The 15,169-nt window shown below is 73.8% G+C and carries 16 protein-coding genes; 2 read left to right on the forward strand and 14 right to left on the reverse strand.

What is annotated here, in order from left to right; translation table 11 throughout:
• Positions 1-31: 31 nt before the first annotated feature.
• The 9 genes from C229_RS0112625 to uraD are packed head-to-tail and all read right to left on the reverse strand — an operon-like array spanning position 32 to position 8,610.
• Positions 32-1,159 carry a glycerate kinase gene (locus C229_RS0112625; protein WP_033424240.1) on the reverse strand — a complete coding sequence of 376 codons (1,128 nt, stop codon included), beginning with the start codon at positions 1,157-1,159 and terminating at the stop codon, positions 32-34.
• Positions 1,156-1,905 carry a hydroxypyruvate isomerase family protein gene (locus tag C229_RS0112630; protein WP_018655444.1) on the reverse strand — a complete coding sequence of 250 codons (750 nt, stop codon included), beginning with the start codon at positions 1,903-1,905 and terminating at the stop codon, positions 1,156-1,158. The genes C229_RS0112625 and C229_RS0112630 overlap by 4 nt, the downstream gene beginning before the upstream one ends.
• A 14-nt stretch (positions 1,906-1,919) precedes the next feature.
• Positions 1,920-4,223 carry a xanthine dehydrogenase family protein molybdopterin-binding subunit gene (locus tag C229_RS0112635; RefSeq protein ID WP_018655445.1) on the reverse strand — a complete coding sequence of 768 codons (2,304 nt, stop codon included), beginning with the start codon at positions 4,221-4,223 and terminating at the stop codon, positions 1,920-1,922.
• Positions 4,223-5,578 carry an 8-oxoguanine deaminase gene (locus C229_RS0112640; RefSeq protein ID WP_018655446.1) on the reverse strand — a complete coding sequence of 452 codons (1,356 nt, stop codon included), beginning with the start codon at positions 5,576-5,578 and terminating at the stop codon, positions 4,223-4,225. The genes C229_RS0112635 and C229_RS0112640 overlap by 1 nt, the downstream gene beginning before the upstream one ends.
• A complete protein-coding gene (locus tag C229_RS0112645; protein WP_018655447.1) occupies positions 5,575-6,045 on the reverse strand; it encodes a (2Fe-2S)-binding protein in 471 nt (156 codons plus the stop codon). Before C229_RS0112645 ends, C229_RS0112640 begins: the two co-directional genes overlap by 4 nt.
• Positions 6,045-6,920, reverse strand: a complete 876-nt coding sequence (locus C229_RS0112650) for an FAD binding domain-containing protein (RefSeq protein ID WP_018655448.1) — start codon at positions 6,918-6,920, stop codon at positions 6,045-6,047. The genes C229_RS0112645 and C229_RS0112650 overlap by 1 nt, the downstream gene beginning before the upstream one ends.
• Positions 6,921-6,927: 7 nt before the next feature.
• A complete protein-coding gene (gene pucL / locus C229_RS0112655) occupies positions 6,928-7,791 on the reverse strand; it encodes a factor-independent urate hydroxylase (protein ID WP_018655449.1) in 864 nt (287 codons plus the stop codon).
• Position 7,792: 1 nt separating this feature from the next.
• Positions 7,793-8,110 (reverse strand): hydroxyisourate hydrolase, encoded by a 318-nt coding sequence (uraH, locus tag C229_RS0112660; RefSeq protein ID WP_018655450.1) that lies wholly within the window; start codon positions 8,108-8,110, stop codon positions 7,793-7,795.
• Positions 8,107-8,610: a 2-oxo-4-hydroxy-4-carboxy-5-ureidoimidazoline decarboxylase gene (uraD, locus tag C229_RS0112665; protein ID WP_018655451.1), complete on the reverse strand. Its 504-nt coding sequence runs from the start codon at positions 8,608-8,610 to the stop codon at positions 8,107-8,109. Before uraD ends, uraH begins: the two co-directional genes overlap by 4 nt.
• A gap of 200 nt (positions 8,611-8,810) precedes the next feature.
• Here uraD and C229_RS0112670 point away from each other — a divergent pair, with 200 nt between their 5' ends.
• On the forward strand, positions 8,811-9,035 hold the full coding sequence (locus C229_RS0112670; protein ID WP_018655452.1) for a hypothetical protein: 225 nt from the start codon (positions 8,811-8,813) through the stop codon (positions 9,033-9,035).
• Positions 9,036-9,073: 38 nt separating this feature from the next.
• Positions 9,074-9,292, forward strand: a complete 219-nt coding sequence (locus C229_RS33550) for a hypothetical protein (protein WP_081639846.1) — start codon at positions 9,074-9,076, stop codon at positions 9,290-9,292.
• A 60-nt stretch (positions 9,293-9,352) separates the two neighbouring features.
• Here C229_RS33550 and C229_RS0112675 read toward each other — a convergent pair whose 3' ends face one another.
• Genes C229_RS0112675 through C229_RS0112695 form a run of 5 tightly spaced genes read right to left on the reverse strand, consistent with a single transcriptional unit; the run spans position 9,353 to position 14,670 of the window.
• A complete protein-coding gene (locus C229_RS0112675; RefSeq protein ID WP_026313721.1) occupies positions 9,353-10,276 on the reverse strand; it encodes an NAD-dependent epimerase/dehydratase family protein in 924 nt (307 codons plus the stop codon).
• Positions 10,273-11,754, reverse strand: a complete 1,482-nt coding sequence (locus C229_RS0112680; protein WP_051108947.1) for a class I adenylate-forming enzyme family protein — start codon at positions 11,752-11,754, stop codon at positions 10,273-10,275. Before C229_RS0112680 ends, C229_RS0112675 begins: the two co-directional genes overlap by 4 nt.
• Positions 11,751-12,896, reverse strand: coding sequence for a cytochrome P450 (locus C229_RS0112685; protein ID WP_018655455.1), 1,146 nt, complete (start codon positions 12,894-12,896; stop codon positions 11,751-11,753). The genes C229_RS0112680 and C229_RS0112685 overlap by 4 nt, the downstream gene beginning before the upstream one ends.
• A complete protein-coding gene (locus C229_RS0112690; RefSeq protein WP_018655456.1) occupies positions 12,893-13,645 on the reverse strand; it encodes a glycosyltransferase family 2 protein in 753 nt (250 codons plus the stop codon). The genes C229_RS0112685 and C229_RS0112690 overlap by 4 nt, the downstream gene beginning before the upstream one ends.
• Positions 13,645-14,670 (reverse strand): 3-oxoacyl-ACP synthase III family protein, encoded by a 1,026-nt coding sequence (locus C229_RS0112695; RefSeq protein ID WP_018655457.1) that lies wholly within the window; start codon positions 14,668-14,670, stop codon positions 13,645-13,647. The genes C229_RS0112690 and C229_RS0112695 overlap by 1 nt, the downstream gene beginning before the upstream one ends.
• Between the last annotated feature and the right edge of the window lie 499 nt (positions 14,671-15,169).

The following is a 15,169-nucleotide window of genomic DNA, read 5'->3' on the forward strand; positions in this document are numbered from 1 at the left end:
TCACCGCACCCCCCGAACGTCGTGTCCGTTGTCATCTGAAGTCCGGCATGTCGCGGACGGCGTCGGCGGCGAGGCGGCGCAGGAGGGTGGCGGCCTCGGGCATCAGGCGAGCCGGGTCGGCGCCGAGGTCGGTCAGGGCGTGGACGGCACGGAAGCCCGCCGCGCGCGCCTCGTCGCGGCCGAGCGCGCGGCGGCCCGCGAGGGCGATCACCGGAACGCCCGCAGCGGCCGCCGCCCGCGCCACACCGACCGGCGCTTTACCCCGAAGCGTCTGAGGATCGAGCGAGCCCTCACCGGTGATGACGAGCCGCGCCCCGTCGACCTTCGCGGCGAACCCGAGCAGATCGAGCAGATAGGCGATACCGGGCCGCAACTCCGCACCCAGATAGGCAAGAGCGGCAAAGCCGACACCACCGGCCGCACCCGCCCCGGGATGGTCGGCGGAGCCCTCCGCGCCGGAGCCGAGGGCGGGGTGGGTGAGGCGGGTCAGGTTGGTGAGGCTCGCTTCCAGAGCGTGGACGTCTTGCGGGGAGGCGCCCTTCTGGGGGGCGAAGGTCGTTGCTGCGCCGTGGGGGCCGAGGAGGGGGTTGTCCACGTCGCTCGCGACGATGATCTGCGCATCGGGCACCGGGCCGGGTTCGATGGCGGCGAGGTCGCGGAGGGCCCCGCCGCCGGGCGGGAGCGGGGTGCCGGTCGCGTCCAGGAAGCGGGCTCCGAGAGCGGTGAGGAAGCCCGTGCCGCCGTCGGTGCAGGCGCTGCCGCCGAGGCCGAGGACGATGCGCGTCGCCCCGCCGCGCAGGGCGGCGGCGACGAGTTCGCCCGTGCCGAGGCTGGACGCCGTCAGCGGGTGGAACTCGCCCGGCGCGAGCCGCTTGAGCCCGGACGCCTCCGCCAGCTCGACCACCGCCGTCGTCCCCGAGACCGCGTACGACGCGCGCACCGGCGTCCCGGCCGGGCCCGTCACGGTCGCGTGCCGCCGCGCGAACCCCGCCGCGACGGCCGCGTCGACCGTCCCGTCGCCGCCGTCCGCGACGGGAAGCAGGACGACGGGCAGCCCCGGGTCGGCGTCGCGGAGCCCGGCGGCGATGGCCTCGGCGGCCTCGGCTGCGGTGAGCGAGCCCTTGAACTTGTCCGGCGCGACGAGCACGTGCCCGCTCATCGCGCGAGCCACCCGAACGCGTCGGCGGACGGCCCGCCCGGCAGGTACTCCAGCGAGACCGGGCCGTCGTACCCGGCGTCCGCCAGCGCGGCGAACACGGACGGGAAGTCGATCGAGCCCGTCCCGGGGCGCCCCCGGCCGGGCGAGTCCGCCACCTGCACATGCCCGACACGACCGCCGTACTCGGCCACGACCTTGAGCAGGTCGTCCCCGTTCTCGGTCAAGTGGTACGTATCGAACAGCAGCGCCGCGTCCGGCAGATCCACCCGATCCAGGACGGCCACGACATCTGCGGCCGTCCGCAGCGGATACCCCGGCACCTGCGACAAGGGCTCCAGCAGCACCGTCCCCGGCAGCACCGACGCCGCGTAGGCCAGGTTGGCGTCCGCGACCGCGTCCGAGCCCCCGGTCCCGTACAGCAGGTTGAACCGCGCCGCCCCGGTCCGCTCCGCGACTGACGCCAGCACCGGCACCGACGCCCGGAACTCCGCGATCCGCGCCGGATCGGACAGCACGCCCCGCTCCCCCGCCGCCATGTCCCCCGCGTACCCGTTCAGCGCCACGAGCCGCACCCCGGCCGACGCCAGCGCCGCGCAGAACTCGTCCACCTCGGCGGGATCGGGCACCGGCGACGCCCACGGCCACCAGAACTCGACGGCGTCGAACCCGGAGGCGGCGATGGCGGCGGGCCGGTCGAGCAGCGGCAGCTCGGTGAACAGGATCGAGCCGTTGACGGCGAAACGCACGGAAGGTCCCCCCATCACGCGACGATGTGCTCCGGCCGGACCGGCACCCGCGTGAGCGCCTTCCCGGTCGCGTCACGGACGGCCGCCACGATCGCGGGCGTGGACGAGAGCGTCGGCGGCTCCCCCGCGCCGCGCAGGCCGTAGGGGGCGTTCGGGTCGGGATTCTCCAGGATGTCCAGCCGCATCGGCGGCATGTCGAGAATGGTGGGGATGAGGTAGTCGGTGAACGACGGATTCCGCACCAGCCCGTCCTGCACGACGATCTCCTCCATGACCGCGAGCCCGAGTCCCTGCGCGCTGCCGCCGTGGATCTGGCCCTCCAGCGACAGCCGGTTGAGGATCTTCCCGACGTCCTGGACGGCGGCCAGCTCGACCACCTTGACGAGCCCGAGGTCCACGTCCACGTCCACCACGGCCCGGTGCACGCACAGCGCGAGCTGCGTGTGGCTGTTCCCCTGGCCGGTCGCCGGGTCCATCGGCTGCGTGGGCCGGTGGTGGTACTCGCGGGTCTCCTCGACGACGGCGTCCCCGAGCACCTCCGCGAGCGTCGCGACGGCGCCCTGCGCGCGGGACACCACGGAACCGCCGAGCAGCGTCAGGTCGTCCAGCCCGAACCGCGCCCCGGCCAGGTCCAGGACGCGCGCCCGGACGGCCTCGCACGCCGTCTTCACCGCGCCGCCCGTCATGTACGACTGCCGCGACGCGCTGGACGACCCGGCGTCGCCCACCCGGTTGTCGGCCGGGGCGATGACGACGCGTTCGATGCCCAGTTCCGTCCGCGCGATCTGCGCCTTGAGCGTCACGAGCCCCTGCCCGACCTCGGCGGCGGCCGTGTGCACGAGCGCGGTCGGCTCGCCGCCGATGACCTCCAGCCGGACGCGCGCCGTGGACAGGTCGTCGAAACCCTCGGAGAAGCAGATGTTCTTGAGCCCGACCCCGTAGCCGATGCCGCGCACGACGCCCTCGCCGTGCGTCGTCTGGGACGCGCCGCCGGGCAGGTTGCGCAGGTCCGTGAGGTCAGCGACGCCCGGCAGCGGCATCGCCTCCAGCCGCTCCAGCATCTCCGCGAGCGGCGCCGGGGAGTCGATCACCTGCCCGTTGGCCAGCACCGACCCCTGCGCGACGGCGTTGCGGTGCCGCACCTCGACGGGACCGATCCCGCACGCCTCCGCGAGCCGGTCCATCATCGACTCGTACGCGAAGCACGCCTGGACCGCGCCGAACCCTCGCATCGCGCCGCACGGCGGGTTGTTGGTGTAGACGCCGTACGCGTCGATCTTGATGTGCGGAATCTCGTACGGGCCGACGCCGAGCGACGCCGCGTTGCCGACGACGTTCATCGTGGACGACGTGTACGCGCCGCCGTCCAGGATGATCTCGACGTCGGCGTAGACGAGCGTCCCGTCCCGCTTGGCGCCGTACTCGTACCGCATCAGGGCGGGATGCCGGTGGACGTGCCCGAAGAACGACTCGTACCGGTTGTACGACATCTTCACCGGGCGTCCGGTGTGCAGGGCGAGCATCCCGGCGTGGATCTGCATCGACAGGTCCTCGCGCCCGCCGAACGCGCCGCCGACCCCGGCCATCGTCATGTGGACCTGGTCGTCGCGCAGCCCGAGGCACGGCGCGATCTGCTTGAGGTCGTTGTGAATCCACTGGGTCGCGACGTACAGGTCGAGGCCGCCGTCCTCGGCGGGGACGGCGAGCCCGGCCTCGGGGCCCAGGAACGCCTGGTCCTGGATGCCGACCTCGTAGTCGCCGGTGACGACGACCTCGGCCTCCTCCCGTCCGCGCTCCACCGAACCCACCCGGACCGGCTGGTACCGGACGATCCCGCCGCGCTGCTGCACGCGGTGCAGACCCGGGTCGGCCACGACGGCGCGCGCGTCGGTGATCGGCTCCAGCACGTCCCATTCGACGTCGATCAGCTCCACGGCCCGCCGCGCCGTCTCGGGATGGTCAGCGGCGACGAGCGCGACCGGCTCCCCCTGGTGCCGCACCTCCCCGATCGCCAGCACGGGCTGATCTTCGGTGTGGTCGATGCCGAAGTACTTCTTGCCGGGCACGTCGTCGCTGGTCAGCACGGCCCGCACCCCGGGCAGCGCCAGCGCCGGGCCGATGTTCAGAGCCACGATCCGGGCCCGCGCGTGCGGGCTCCGCAGCGTGGAGCCCCACAGCATCCCGTCCATCCACAGATCGGACGCGTAGGCGAACTCCCCCGCCACCTTCAGCGCCCCGTCGGGCCGCAGCGGGCTCTCGCCCACCCCGCCCCCGCCGGGCGCCGCGACCCTGCCCGGACTCTTCACCGGAACCGCCATCAGCCGACCCCTTCCGCGAGCTTGAGCAGGCGCCGGTGGGCGTTCGCGCCCCGGCGGCCCGCCTCGTCCTGCGGGAGCGTGACCAGCTCGTCGTCGCGGACGACGACGTGCCCGCCGACCAGCAGGCGGTCCAGAGGCGGGGTGCGACCGTAGGCGAAGGCCAGGACGGGGTCGGCGGCGGCCTCGTAGAAGCCGTCCACGCGCCACAGGGCGATGTCGGCCAGTTTGCCCGGCTCCAGGGAGCCGATCTCGGCCTCGCGGCCCAGGCAGCGGGCGCCGCCGAGCGTGGCCAGTTCCAGCGCCGCGCGCGCCGACAGCGCGCCCGGGCCGTACCGGGCGCGCTGCATGTACATCGCCTGGCGGACCTCCCCCGCGAGCGGGACGAACTCCGCCGACGCCGCCCCGTCCACGCCGAGCCCGACCGGCACGCCCGCGCGCAGCAGGTCGCTCACCCGGGCGATCCCGGCGCCGAGCCGGGCGTTGGAGCTGGGGCAGTGCGCGACGCCCGTCCCGGTCGCGGCGAACCGCGCGATGTCGGCGTCGTGCAGGTGGACGGCGTGCGCGAACCACACGTCGTCACCGAGCCAGCCCAGTTCCTCCATGTACTGCCCGGGGGTCGTGCCGAACTCGCGGGCGACCTGCTCCTCCTCGTCCAGCGTCTCGGCGAGGTGGGTGTGCAGCCGGACGCCCTTCGCGCGCGCCAGCGCCGCCGACCCGGTCATCAGCTCCCGCGACACCGAGAACGGCGAGCAAGGCGCGACGGCGACGCGCAGCATCGAGGAGAACGAAGCGTCGTGGTACCGGTCGATCGCGGCCTCGGTCGCGGCGAGGATCGTGTCCAGGTCCTCCACGACCTCGTCCGGCGGCAGGCCGCCCTGCGACGCGCCCCGGTCCATCGAGCCCCGGCACGGGTGGAACCGGACGCCGACCTCGGCGGCGGCCTCGATCTCGGCGGCGAACAGGTCGCCGCGCCCGGAGGGGAACACGTAGTGGTGGTCGGTCGTGGTGGTGCAGCCCGACAGCGCCAGCCACGCCAGCGCCGCGCTCGCCGCGCCCGCGACGACCTCGGCGTCCATCTTCGCCCACGTCGGATAGGACGCGACGAGCCACTCGAACAGCGTCCCGTCCGGCGCGAAGCCCTGCGTGGCCCACTGGTACAGGTGGTGGTGGGTGTTGACCAGGCCGGGCGTGGCGAGGCGGCCGGTGCCGTCGATGCGTTCCGCGCCCTCGACGGCCGGGGCGGGCCCGGCGCCGACGGCCGCGATGCGGTCGCCCTCGACGACGATGTGCCCGTCCGGGTACTCCTCGCCGGACACGGTCACGACATGCGCGTGCTCGATGATCCGCGTGATCATCGGGTGGCCTTCCGGCGGGCCGCGAGCCGCACGGCGTCCATGATCTTCTCGTAGCCGGTGCAGCGGCACAGGTTCCCGGCCAGGGCCTCGCGGATCTCGGCGTCGCTCGGGTCGGGGACGCGTTCGATCAGGTCGTGCGACTGCACGACCAGGCCCGGCGTGCAGAAGCCGCACTGCACGGCCCCGGCCTCCACGAACGCCTCCTGCACGGCGTCCAGCCGGTCGCCCTCGGCCAGCCCCTCGACGGTGCGGACCTCGCGGCCCTCGGCCTGCCCGGCCGCGACCAGGCACGCGCACGCCGGAACGCCGTCCAGGTAGACCGTGCACGACCCGCACTCGCCCTGCTCGCAGGCGTTCTTGGAGCCGGGCAGCCCCATCCGCTCGCGCAGGACGTACAGCAGGCTCTCGCCCTCCCACACGTCGTCCACGGTCGCGGGTGACCCGTTCACGGTGAGGTTCACGCGCATCAGGACGCCCTCCTTCCGGCCGCGCCGGTGTAGTCGTTCCACGCCCAGGTCAGGGTGCGGCGCGCCAGGACGGCGACCGCGTGCCGCCGGTAGGCGGCGGTGCCGCGCACGTCGTCGATGGGACGGGCGGCCCCGGCGACCAGCTCGCCGAAGCGGCGCGCGACGGCGTCCGGCAGCGGGCCGCGCCCGGCCCAGTCGAGTTCGGCGGCCAGGTAGTCCTCGGCCTCGTCCGCGCGCAGCGGCGTCGGCCCGGCCGACCCGATGCCGGTGCCGACGCGGGCGTTGCCGGGGTCGAGCGCGAGGGCGAACGAGCAGACGGCGATGACCATCGCGTTCCGGGTGCCGATCTTGGAGAAGTACTGCGGGCCGGGCGCCGGGTCCGTCCAGAACGCCCGGATCAGCTCGTCCGGCTCCAGCGCGCTGCGCTTCACGCCGGTGTAGAACTCGGCGGCCGGGATCATCCGGACGCCGCGCGCCGCCGACTCCACCTCGATCTCCGCGCCGCCCGCGAGCAGCGGCGGGTGCGCGTCCCCGGCGGGCGAGGCCGCGCCGAGGTTGCCGCCGACCGTGCCCCGGTTGCGGATCTGCGGCGAGCCGACCGTCCGGGACGCCTGCGCCAGGCCCGGCAGCCGGTCGCCCAGCTCGGTGATGAGCCGGGCATAGGGGACGCCCGCGCCGACCCGGAGACGGCCGTCGGACTCCTCCCACCGGGTCAGCCCGGCGACGCGGCCGAGGTCGAGCAGCGCGGCCGGGCGGCGGACGTCGAAGTTCAGCTCGACCATGACGTCCGTGCCGCCCTGGATCGGCAGCGCGTCGGGGTGGCCGGCGCGGGCGTCCAGCGCGTCGGCCCAGGTCGTCGGGCGCAGGAACTCCATGCCCCTCCTATTCCCAGGCGGCGGACGCGGGCGGCGCGTCGCCGGTCAGCACGGTGCCCTCGATGAGCCCGTACGGGCGGTCGGCGGCGTGGAACACCAGACCGGGATTGTCCAGCCCGAACGGGGTGAGGTCGACGTCGAAGTGGTGCTTGTTCGGCATCGCCAGCCGCACCTCGCACAGCTCCGGGCGGGTCTCCAGGACGCGGCGTCCCATCGCGTACAGCGTCTGCTGGAGCGACAGGCTGTAGGTGCCCGCGAACGCCTCCAGCAGGCAGGCGCGCGCGGACGCGAACGACGCGGCGAAGTCGGCGCCGGTGCCGCGGTGCCGCCAGCGGGCCGTGACCTCGGTGGCCAGGATGCGGTCGTTGGTCGGCGGCAGCGTCGTGTACTCGTCCTGGATGTAGCCGTGGAACTCGCTGTCGGTCGAGTTGAGCACGACGAGGTCGCGCAGGCCGGACACGACGCTCTCCGCGCCGCCCGTCCCCGCGCTGTGCACGACCGCCGTGCGCACCTCGGTACCCGCCCGGACGAACGAGTGGCCCGCCAGCCGCTCCCACGCGTACTCCTCGACCTCCACGCGGGCGTGCTGGATCGTCGGCTGGGAGTCGGTGAAGTGCCGCGCCAGCAGCAGCGCGAAGTCCTCGATCTCCCCGATGCCGTGTTCGCGGGCGAACGCGAAGACCGTGTTCTTCTGCGAGTCGGTGGGGAGGACCGCCGCGTTGTCCCCGGTGAGGTGGACGTCCTCCATCTCCCCCGACAGCGACACCGAGACGTTGCAGTCCTTGAGGCGGTGCACGTCGCCGTCGCGGGTGACGCGGACGACGCGCGTCTCCGCCTTCCCGTACCGGTTGGGACCGAGCAGGACGGTCAATCTAGCTCCCTCGGTAGGTCGAGTAGGCGAACGGGCTGAGCAGCAGCGGCACGTGCAGGTGCTGTTCGGGGTCCTTGATCGTGAAGGCGACCGTGACCTCGGGGAAGAAGTCCGACAGGGCGGCGGTGTCGAACACCAGCCGGTGCACGCCGGGGCCGGGGTCGCCGCCGGGCCAGGCGCGGATGCGTCCGTCCGCGTCGGTCTTCGCCTCGGCGAGCAGCGTCCACAGCCCGACGTCGTCGCGGCGTTCCAGCCGGACCGCCAGGTCGGGCGCGGGCGCGCCGCGCGCCGCGTCGAGGACGTGCGTGGACAGCGTCATGGCGTCTCCCCCGTGAGCTTGGCCAGCCGCAGCGCGGCGATCTTGGCGAGTTCCGCGCGGACGACGTCGCGTTCGCGCGCGTCGTCGTGGGTCAGGCGTTCGTGGAGCGCGTCGAGCATCGCGTCCGGCGTCAGGCCGGTGGCGCAGATGAGGTAGACGTGGCCGAAGCGCTCCTCGTAGGCGCGGTTGCCGTCGTGGAGGGCGCGGCGGGTCTGCTCCGCCGCGTCGTCCATGCCGGACTGCTCGCCGCGCGACCAGGCCGCCTCGCGTTCCGGGCCGTCCGCGCGTTCGCCGATGCGCGGGTGGGCGGACAGCGCTTGCGCGACGTCGCCCCAGGTCAGCTCGGTGAACGCGGCGTCGGAGGCGGTGCGCAGCGCGGGCAGGTCGGCGTAGGGGCGTTCCGCTTCGACCCGTTTCGCCCAGGCTTCCGATGCGCAGCAGGCCCGCAGCCCGGCGAGTGCGTCCGCCGTCGGCAGCGCGTTGAACCGCTCGATCGTCACCCGGCCTCCTTCGCCTCCGGTGGGGCTGCTCGCAGTACACCGCCCGGCCGGGTCGCGGGTCGAGAGTCCGGACCTCCGAACCCCGACCTCGTCGTCCGGGTTTCTTCGTGCTTTACTCCAACCTCCCCCACTGACGTGGCGGAACACCCTAAACCTCGCAAAACATGATTTCTTGCCTAGGACGGGGTATCCCGACGTGCATGCTGCACCTGGAACCCGAGTCCGACCAAGGCTTGATCGAATCACAGGGCATCAACGCCGGCGGCCCGATCGGAACCCCTCTCGCCACCCCGGCCCCCCACGCCCCCACCCCGCCGCCGCCCGACCGCGCCATCTCGGCCGGCGAACTCTACGACGAGCAGGTCGGCCTCCCCGGCCAGCTCCCCGGCCACCCGGGCCAGCAACGCTCTCTGGAAACGAGCTGACGCACGTTACCCGCCCGGCAGACGGGTAGAGCCCACCCATGACCGACAAACGCGAACACGAAGACCTCATCGAACCCCAGGGCGTCAACGCGGGCGCCCCCGTAGACGAGGACCCCGGCGACACCGACGTAGAACAAGCACCCCCGCCCCCGGAAACCCCACCCACCCCGAACGACACCCTGGACGGCGAACACGTAGCCCTCCCCGGCGAAAAGCCGGGCTACCCAGGCCAACAAAACTCCGTCGACACAAGCTGACCGCACCCTGGCCCCCGCCCGCATCGTCTCGGCGGGTGCAACGCCCTCATCGCATGTGCGTCACCAGTTCGCGGCGCCGGTGAAGTCGGTGGGGGTTGGGTGGTAGGGGAGGTAGGTGCGGGCGTTGGTGATGTCCAGGGTGCGTTCTACCGCTAGGTGGCTGAGGGCGTAGCGGGTGAGGCGTGGGGGGTTGGGGCGGTTTGTCAGGAGGAAGGTGCCTTCTATCGCTGTTGCCAGGGCCTTTGCCGGGGCTTGTGGGAGGTAGATCGGGCGGGCGTTGATGTTGCGTTCTTTCAGGATCGCGCGTAGGGCTTCGTCCAGGGTGATCGGTTCGGCGTCGGTGATGTTGTAGGTGCCGAGTGGGGACGTCAGGGCCGCTAGGCAGGCTGCTGCGAGGTTCGTGATCGACGTCAGGCTGATGTGCTGGTGGCCGGTTCCCACGGCGGGGAGGTAGCGGCCTCGCACCGAGGACAGGACGCGGGGCAGGAGCGTCGTGTCGCCGGGGCCGTAGACGGCGTGGGGGCGGAGGATGACCGCGTTCTCGTGCGTGAGGGCGGCGCGTTCGGCCGCCGCCTTCGATGCGCCGTAGGCGTTGAGGTAGCGGCCCACCGGAGCCTCGGACTCGCGGGCCATCACCTGCGGGCGGTACGGGTCGTAGACGCTCGCGGTGCTGATGTGGACGAACCGGGCGGACGGCCACGTGTCGCGGACGTTGCGGGTGCCGGTGTGGTTCGTCGCGAACAGGGCCTCGGCCGGGCCCCAGTCGGTGACGCTGCCCGCGCAGTGCACGACGGCGTCGACGCCGGGCGGGTCCGGGAGCGGGCCGGTCGTGATGTCCCACGGACGGTAGGGGGCGCCGTCCAGGTGGCCGTCGGGGGGCTGGAGGCGGCGGCCGTAGGCGTGGACGGTGGCGCCGGTGGCGGTCAGGGCGCGGCAGACCGCGCCGCCGACGAATCCGGACGCTCCGGTCACGGCGACTCTCATGGGGAGAACCTTTCGGCGAGTGCGGCACGGTCGAGTTTGCGGCCCCGGCCCGAGCGCGGCAGGTCGGGGACGCGGACGACGCGGTCGGGCAGGGCGTCGTGGTCGAGGACGTCGCGCAGGGCGCGGCGCAGCGCGTCCGGGTCGGCGTCGCCGACGTAGGCGAGGACGACCTCCTCGTCCCCGGTGTCCGGGTCGGGAACCCCGGCGTAGGCGGCCTCCGTGACGCCCGGCAGCGCGTTGATCGCCGGTTCGTACAGGCCCGGGTAGAGGTTGAACTCGCCCCGGATCAGCATGTCCTTCTTGCGGCCGTCCAGGACGAGACGTCCGTTCTCCAGCCGGGCCAGGTCGCCGGTCGCGAGCCGGGTGAGGGGCGGGTCCCCGAGGTAGCCCCGGCAGAGGCTGGGTCCGGCGAGCAGGAGTTCGCCGTCGTCGGTGAACGCGACGTCGGTGAGCGGCGCTCCCAGCAGGTCGCCGGGTCCGGTGTGGGCGAGTTTGTCGCGCGCGGACGCGATCGCGACCGGCAGGATCTCGGTCATCGCGTACACCGACAGGACCTCGGCGGCCGGGGCGGCGGCGACGGCGCGGCGCAGGATCGCGGCGGGCGCCGGAGCCGCGCCGAGCAGGACGTACCGCAGCGCGTCGGGCAGGCGCGGCGCGACGTCCAGGATCTCCGCGAGGTGCACCGGGACGCAGAACGTGTGCGTCGCGCCGCGCATCTCCAGGTCCCGGGCGAACCGCTCCGGGGTGCCGCCCAGCGGCGGCAGCGACCAGCGGGCACCGGCGATCAGCGTCGGCAGGCCGAGCATGAGCTGGTCGGTGTGCACGATGTCGCCGGGTTCGAGTGCGAGCCGCGCCCGGAACAGGTCGAGCGCGGCGGCCAGCGACGTCTGCGTGTGGACGACGGCGCGCGGCTTCGCCGTCGTCCCCGACGTGAAGATCACGGCGGCCGGGGCGTCCGGGTCGGGGTCGGTGTCCGGTTCGGGCGCGGGGCCGCGCTCCAGCGCGGCGTACGGCAGCGCCCCGCGCGGCACTCCGGGCAGCCACCGCCCGGTGTAGACGTGCCCGTGCACCGGGAGTTCCGCGAGGTTCGGCAGCAGCAGCCCGCGCCGCCGCGCGTACGCCCGGACGGGCGCCACCCGGCTCCCCGCGTACACCACCGCCTCCGCCGCCGACCAGCGCGGTTTCGCCAGCGCCAGCCGCGCCGTGAACATCTCCGGCCCGGCGCCCGGGTCGGCGAACACGACGACGCCGCCCGCCGCCACGACTCCGAGCGCCAGCACCAGCGACTCCGCCGATGGCCGCACCGAGAACAGCACCCCGTCCCCGGCCTCCAGTCCGGCGTCCAGCAGCCCGTGCCGGACGGCCAGCACCCGCCGCCGCAGGTCGCCGTAGGCCAGCTCGCTCCCGTCGGCCGCGACGAGCGCCACGGCGTCGGGCGTCGCCGCCGCCTGGTCGAGCAGGCGCCGCACGAGACTCATTCCGGTGCCCCCTTTCGGACGGTGAACGTCCGGTAGGTCGGGATGAGGACGTTCCGCGCGGCGGTGCGGCGGACGATCTCCAGCGGGGCCGCGTCCAGGAGCGTCGTCATCACGGCGCGGATCTCGCTCTGCGCGAGGGGGTAGCCGAGGCAGAAGTGCGGCCCCGCGCCGAACCAGAGGCGCCGCATCTCCGGCGGATGCGGACGGTCCAGGTCGAACGGGCCGAGGGCGCGGCAGCAGTTGTGCGTCGCGATCAGCACCCGGTCCCCCGGCCGGACGCGGCGGCCCGCCAGCCTCGCCGGGGCGTGGACGCTGCGCAGCATCACCGGTGTCGGCGTGGTGACGCGCATGGCCTCGTCGATCGCCGCGTCCAGCAGCGACCGGTCGGCGGCGACGCGGGCGAGCGTCCCGGTGTCGTGCAGCAGCGCGACCAGGCGCGGGACGAGCGTCGCGACCGTCTCGGTGCCGGTGAGGAAGAACGCCCCGGCCGCGCCGCGCGCCTCGTCCGCCGACAGGCCGAGCGACCGCATCCGGCCCATGACCGTCGTGTCGTCACCGGACGCGTAGGACGCGGCGGCAATGTCGCCCAGCGGGTCCAGGACGGCGCGCGCCCGCGCCACCTGCGCGGGCGACAGCCGCCGGGTGCGCAGCGACACCATGCCGACGACGCGCTCGCCCTGCTCGAACAGGCCCCGGTAGTCGCCGGATTCAAGGCCGATCACCGCGCCGATCACGGTTCCGGCCATGACCTTCATGGTGTCCACGAGATCGACCGGTTCGCCGCGTTCCAGGCGCCTCGTCAGCTCGGCGCGCGGCCCCGCGAGGTACTCGGCGACCAGCGCGTCGGTGGACGCGGGCGTGAACAGCCCGGTCAGTTTGCGGCGGAGCGTCCGGTGCGCCGCGCCCTCCATGTTGAGCAGGACCGACGGGCCGAGCACGGGCGTCCACAGCTCGCCGGGCGCGCCGGGGCCGTCCTTGCGGAAGGTGTCGCCGTCCATGAGGACGTCCCGCGCGACCTTCGCGTCGTTCACCACGACGCCGACGCCCGGCACCCGCACCACGGGCCCCGCCCGGCCCAGCCCGCGCACCAGCGGGTACGCGACGGGGTGGGCGGCCAGGTAGAGGCGGCGTTCCCAGTTCACCGGACGTCCACGACGTCGGGCCGGTAGCGGTGGTCGGCGTACCAGCCGAGCGTCCGGACCAGCCCGAACGCCCGCAGCCGCCGGACCGACCCGTACACGACGACGTCCTTGCGCAGCCCGTAGGCGGACGTCAGGTACCGGACGCGGTTGACCAGCGCCCGGTCCTCGTGGACGTCCTCGATGCGGGTGCGCGGGAACCCGCCCGCGCGCTCGTACAGGGACGCGGTGATCGCCATGTTGCAGCCGGGCATCATCACGTACGGGCCGAGGTACAGCGGGTCCTGGTTGCCGGGACGGAACCGTCCGAACAGGGCGGCCAGCTCCACGACGGCGGGCAGCAGGCGGCGTTCCCACAGCTTGAGCGGGAACTCGTCGGTGCGCGGGCGCAGCGGGCCGCTGACCATCTCCAGCCCGTCGTCGAAACCGCGCTTGACGGCCGCGACCCACTCGGGGGCGGGCAGGCAGTCGGCGTCGGTGCGGGCGAGGTGGGTGGCGCCGGCGCGGATCGCGTGCCGCATGCCGGTGTCGGCGGCGGAACCGGTGCCCTTGTCCAGTTCGCCGACGATGCGCAGGTCGAGCTTGGGATGCGCGGCGGCGAACGCGTGCACGACGGAGACGGTGGCGTCGACGCTGGCGTTGTCGACGACGAGCGCGGTGAAGTCGGGGTCGGTCTGCGCGGCGAGGCGTTCCAGCGTCGCGGCGATCGACCTCTCCTCGTTGTAGGCGGGGACGACGATCCAGAGCCGCATCACAGCTCCAGGAACGTCACGCCGAGGCTGACGCCGCCCGCCAGGCCGATCAGCGCGACCTTGTCGCCGGGGCCGCAGCGGCCCTGCGCGCACGCGGTGGCGAGCTGGAGCGGGAGGCTCGCGGACGCGACGTTGCCGTGGTCGGGGAGGGTGATGACGAGGTTATCCACAGGGATGCCGAGGAGGCTCCGGAGGAGTTCCAGGTAGGGCATGGTGACCTGGTGAACAGCTACCACGGCGAAGTCGTCCCAGGTCAGGCCCGTTTTCTCCAGTGCCGTCAGGAAGATCTCCGGGCCCTCGCCGACGAACACGTCCTTGAGCCTGCGGCCGTCGCCGCTGAAGTAGGTGTAGTCGGGGTCGCGGGGGTGCATGGAGCCGCCGCCCGGCAGCGTGCCGACCCGCCAGGCCGCCGAGACGGCGGCGAAGTCGCGGTAGAAGACGCCGCCGTCCGGGGCCGCCTCGACGAGCACGGCGGCGCCCGCGTCCGAGAGCGTGTAGCCGGCGAACGCGTCCACGAACGCCGCCCGGTCGGCGACGCTCCAGCGGATCGCCCGCGACGGGCTCTCCCCCGTGCACACCAGCGCCCGTTCGGCCTGCCCGGTGCGGATCAGCGCGTCGGCGGTCTGGAGCCCGTTGAGGAAGGAGTTGCACGCGTTCTTGACGTCGAACACCGGGCAGGTCGCGCCGAGCTTCGCGGCGACGATGTGCGCGGTGGCGGGCTCGATGAGGTCCTGCGAGGCCGAGCCGAAGATCAGCAGGTCGAGCGCGGCGGGGTCCAGGTCGCGTTCGGCCAGCACGGCCCGCGCCGCGTGGACGGCCAGGTCGGACGCCTGCTCGTCGTCGGGCAGCACGTGCCGGGTGCGGATGCCCGTCATCCGCTCGACGATCGTCGGATGCGGCCGGTAGGGGCCGCTCGCGGCGACCCGCTCCTCCACCTGCGCGCTGGTCAGCGTCGCGGCGGGCAGATGCGCCGCGACGGCGCTGATACGGGCTCTCATGATGCCGGGGACCCCCTGGTACGTCATGCGGTACGGCCGTGTCCCTGCACCCTGCCCGGACGCACCCGCGCCCCGGCAGCGCGCCCGGACGCACGTACCACCGCGCACAGTAGCCCGCTTCACCCTGAGTATCAGCACTCGCCCGAATTGAGTACCCCACCTGTGACCTGCACCCGAGCGACCCACCAGACTCGTCCCGTGCCCACACCACCCGACAACGACCCTCCCCCGCCACCCACCTGCACCCCACCGCCCACCACCCACCCCAAAACACCCCACCCACAAGCGCCCGGCCCGCACACATCCGGCCCGCACACGCCCAGCCCAGGCACATCCGGTCCCCAGGCGCGCTGCCCGCAGGCGTCCGGCCCGCACACGCCTGGCCCACACGCACCCGGCCCGCAGGCGCCCAGCCCGCAGGTATCCGGCCAAGGCACACCCGACCCACACACGTCCGGCCCGCTCACATCCGACCCGCAGGCGCCCGGCCCGCACACGCCCAGTTCGCACGCGTCCGGCCCGCAGG

The organism is Actinomadura flavalba DSM 45200, assembly GCF_000374305.1.
GTDB classification, from domain to species: Bacteria; Actinomycetota; Actinomycetes; order Streptosporangiales; family Streptosporangiaceae; genus Spirillospora; species Spirillospora flavalba.

Coding starts and splice junctions, on each gene's coding strand:
- C229_RS0112625 (WP_033424240.1), bottom strand. CDS start 1,159: ATGAGCGGGCACGTGCTCGTCGCGCCGGACAAGTTCAAGGGCTCGCTC.
- C229_RS0112680 (WP_051108947.1), bottom strand. CDS start 11,754: ATGAGTCTCGTGCGGCGCCTGCTCGACCAGGCGGCGGCGACGCCCGAC.
- uraH (WP_018655450.1), bottom strand. CDS start 8,110: ATGACGCTGTCCACGCACGTCCTCGACGCGGCGCGCGGCGCGCCCGCG.
- C229_RS0112635 (WP_018655445.1), bottom strand. CDS start 4,223: ATGGCGGTTCCGGTGAAGAGTCCGGGCAGGGTCGCGGCGCCCGGCGGG.
- C229_RS0112650 (WP_018655448.1), bottom strand. CDS start 6,920: ATGGAGTTCCTGCGCCCGACGACCTGGGCCGACGCGCTGGACGCCCGC.
- C229_RS0112695 (WP_018655457.1), bottom strand. CDS start 14,670: ATGACGTACCAGGGGGTCCCCGGCATCATGAGAGCCCGTATCAGCGCC.
- C229_RS0112675 (WP_026313721.1), bottom strand. CDS start 10,276: ATGAGAGTCGCCGTGACCGGAGCGTCCGGATTCGTCGGCGGCGCGGTC.
- C229_RS33550 (WP_081639846.1), top strand. CDS start 9,074: ATGACCGACAAACGCGAACACGAAGACCTCATCGAACCCCAGGGCGTC.
- C229_RS0112640 (WP_018655446.1), bottom strand. CDS start 5,578: ATGATCACGCGGATCATCGAGCACGCGCATGTCGTGACCGTGTCCGGC.
- C229_RS0112670 (WP_018655452.1), top strand. CDS start 8,811: ATGCTGCACCTGGAACCCGAGTCCGACCAAGGCTTGATCGAATCACAG.
- C229_RS0112645 (WP_018655447.1), bottom strand. CDS start 6,045: ATGCGCGTGAACCTCACCGTGAACGGGTCACCCGCGACCGTGGACGAC.
- C229_RS0112690 (WP_018655456.1), bottom strand. CDS start 13,645: ATGCGGCTCTGGATCGTCGTCCCCGCCTACAACGAGGAGAGGTCGATC.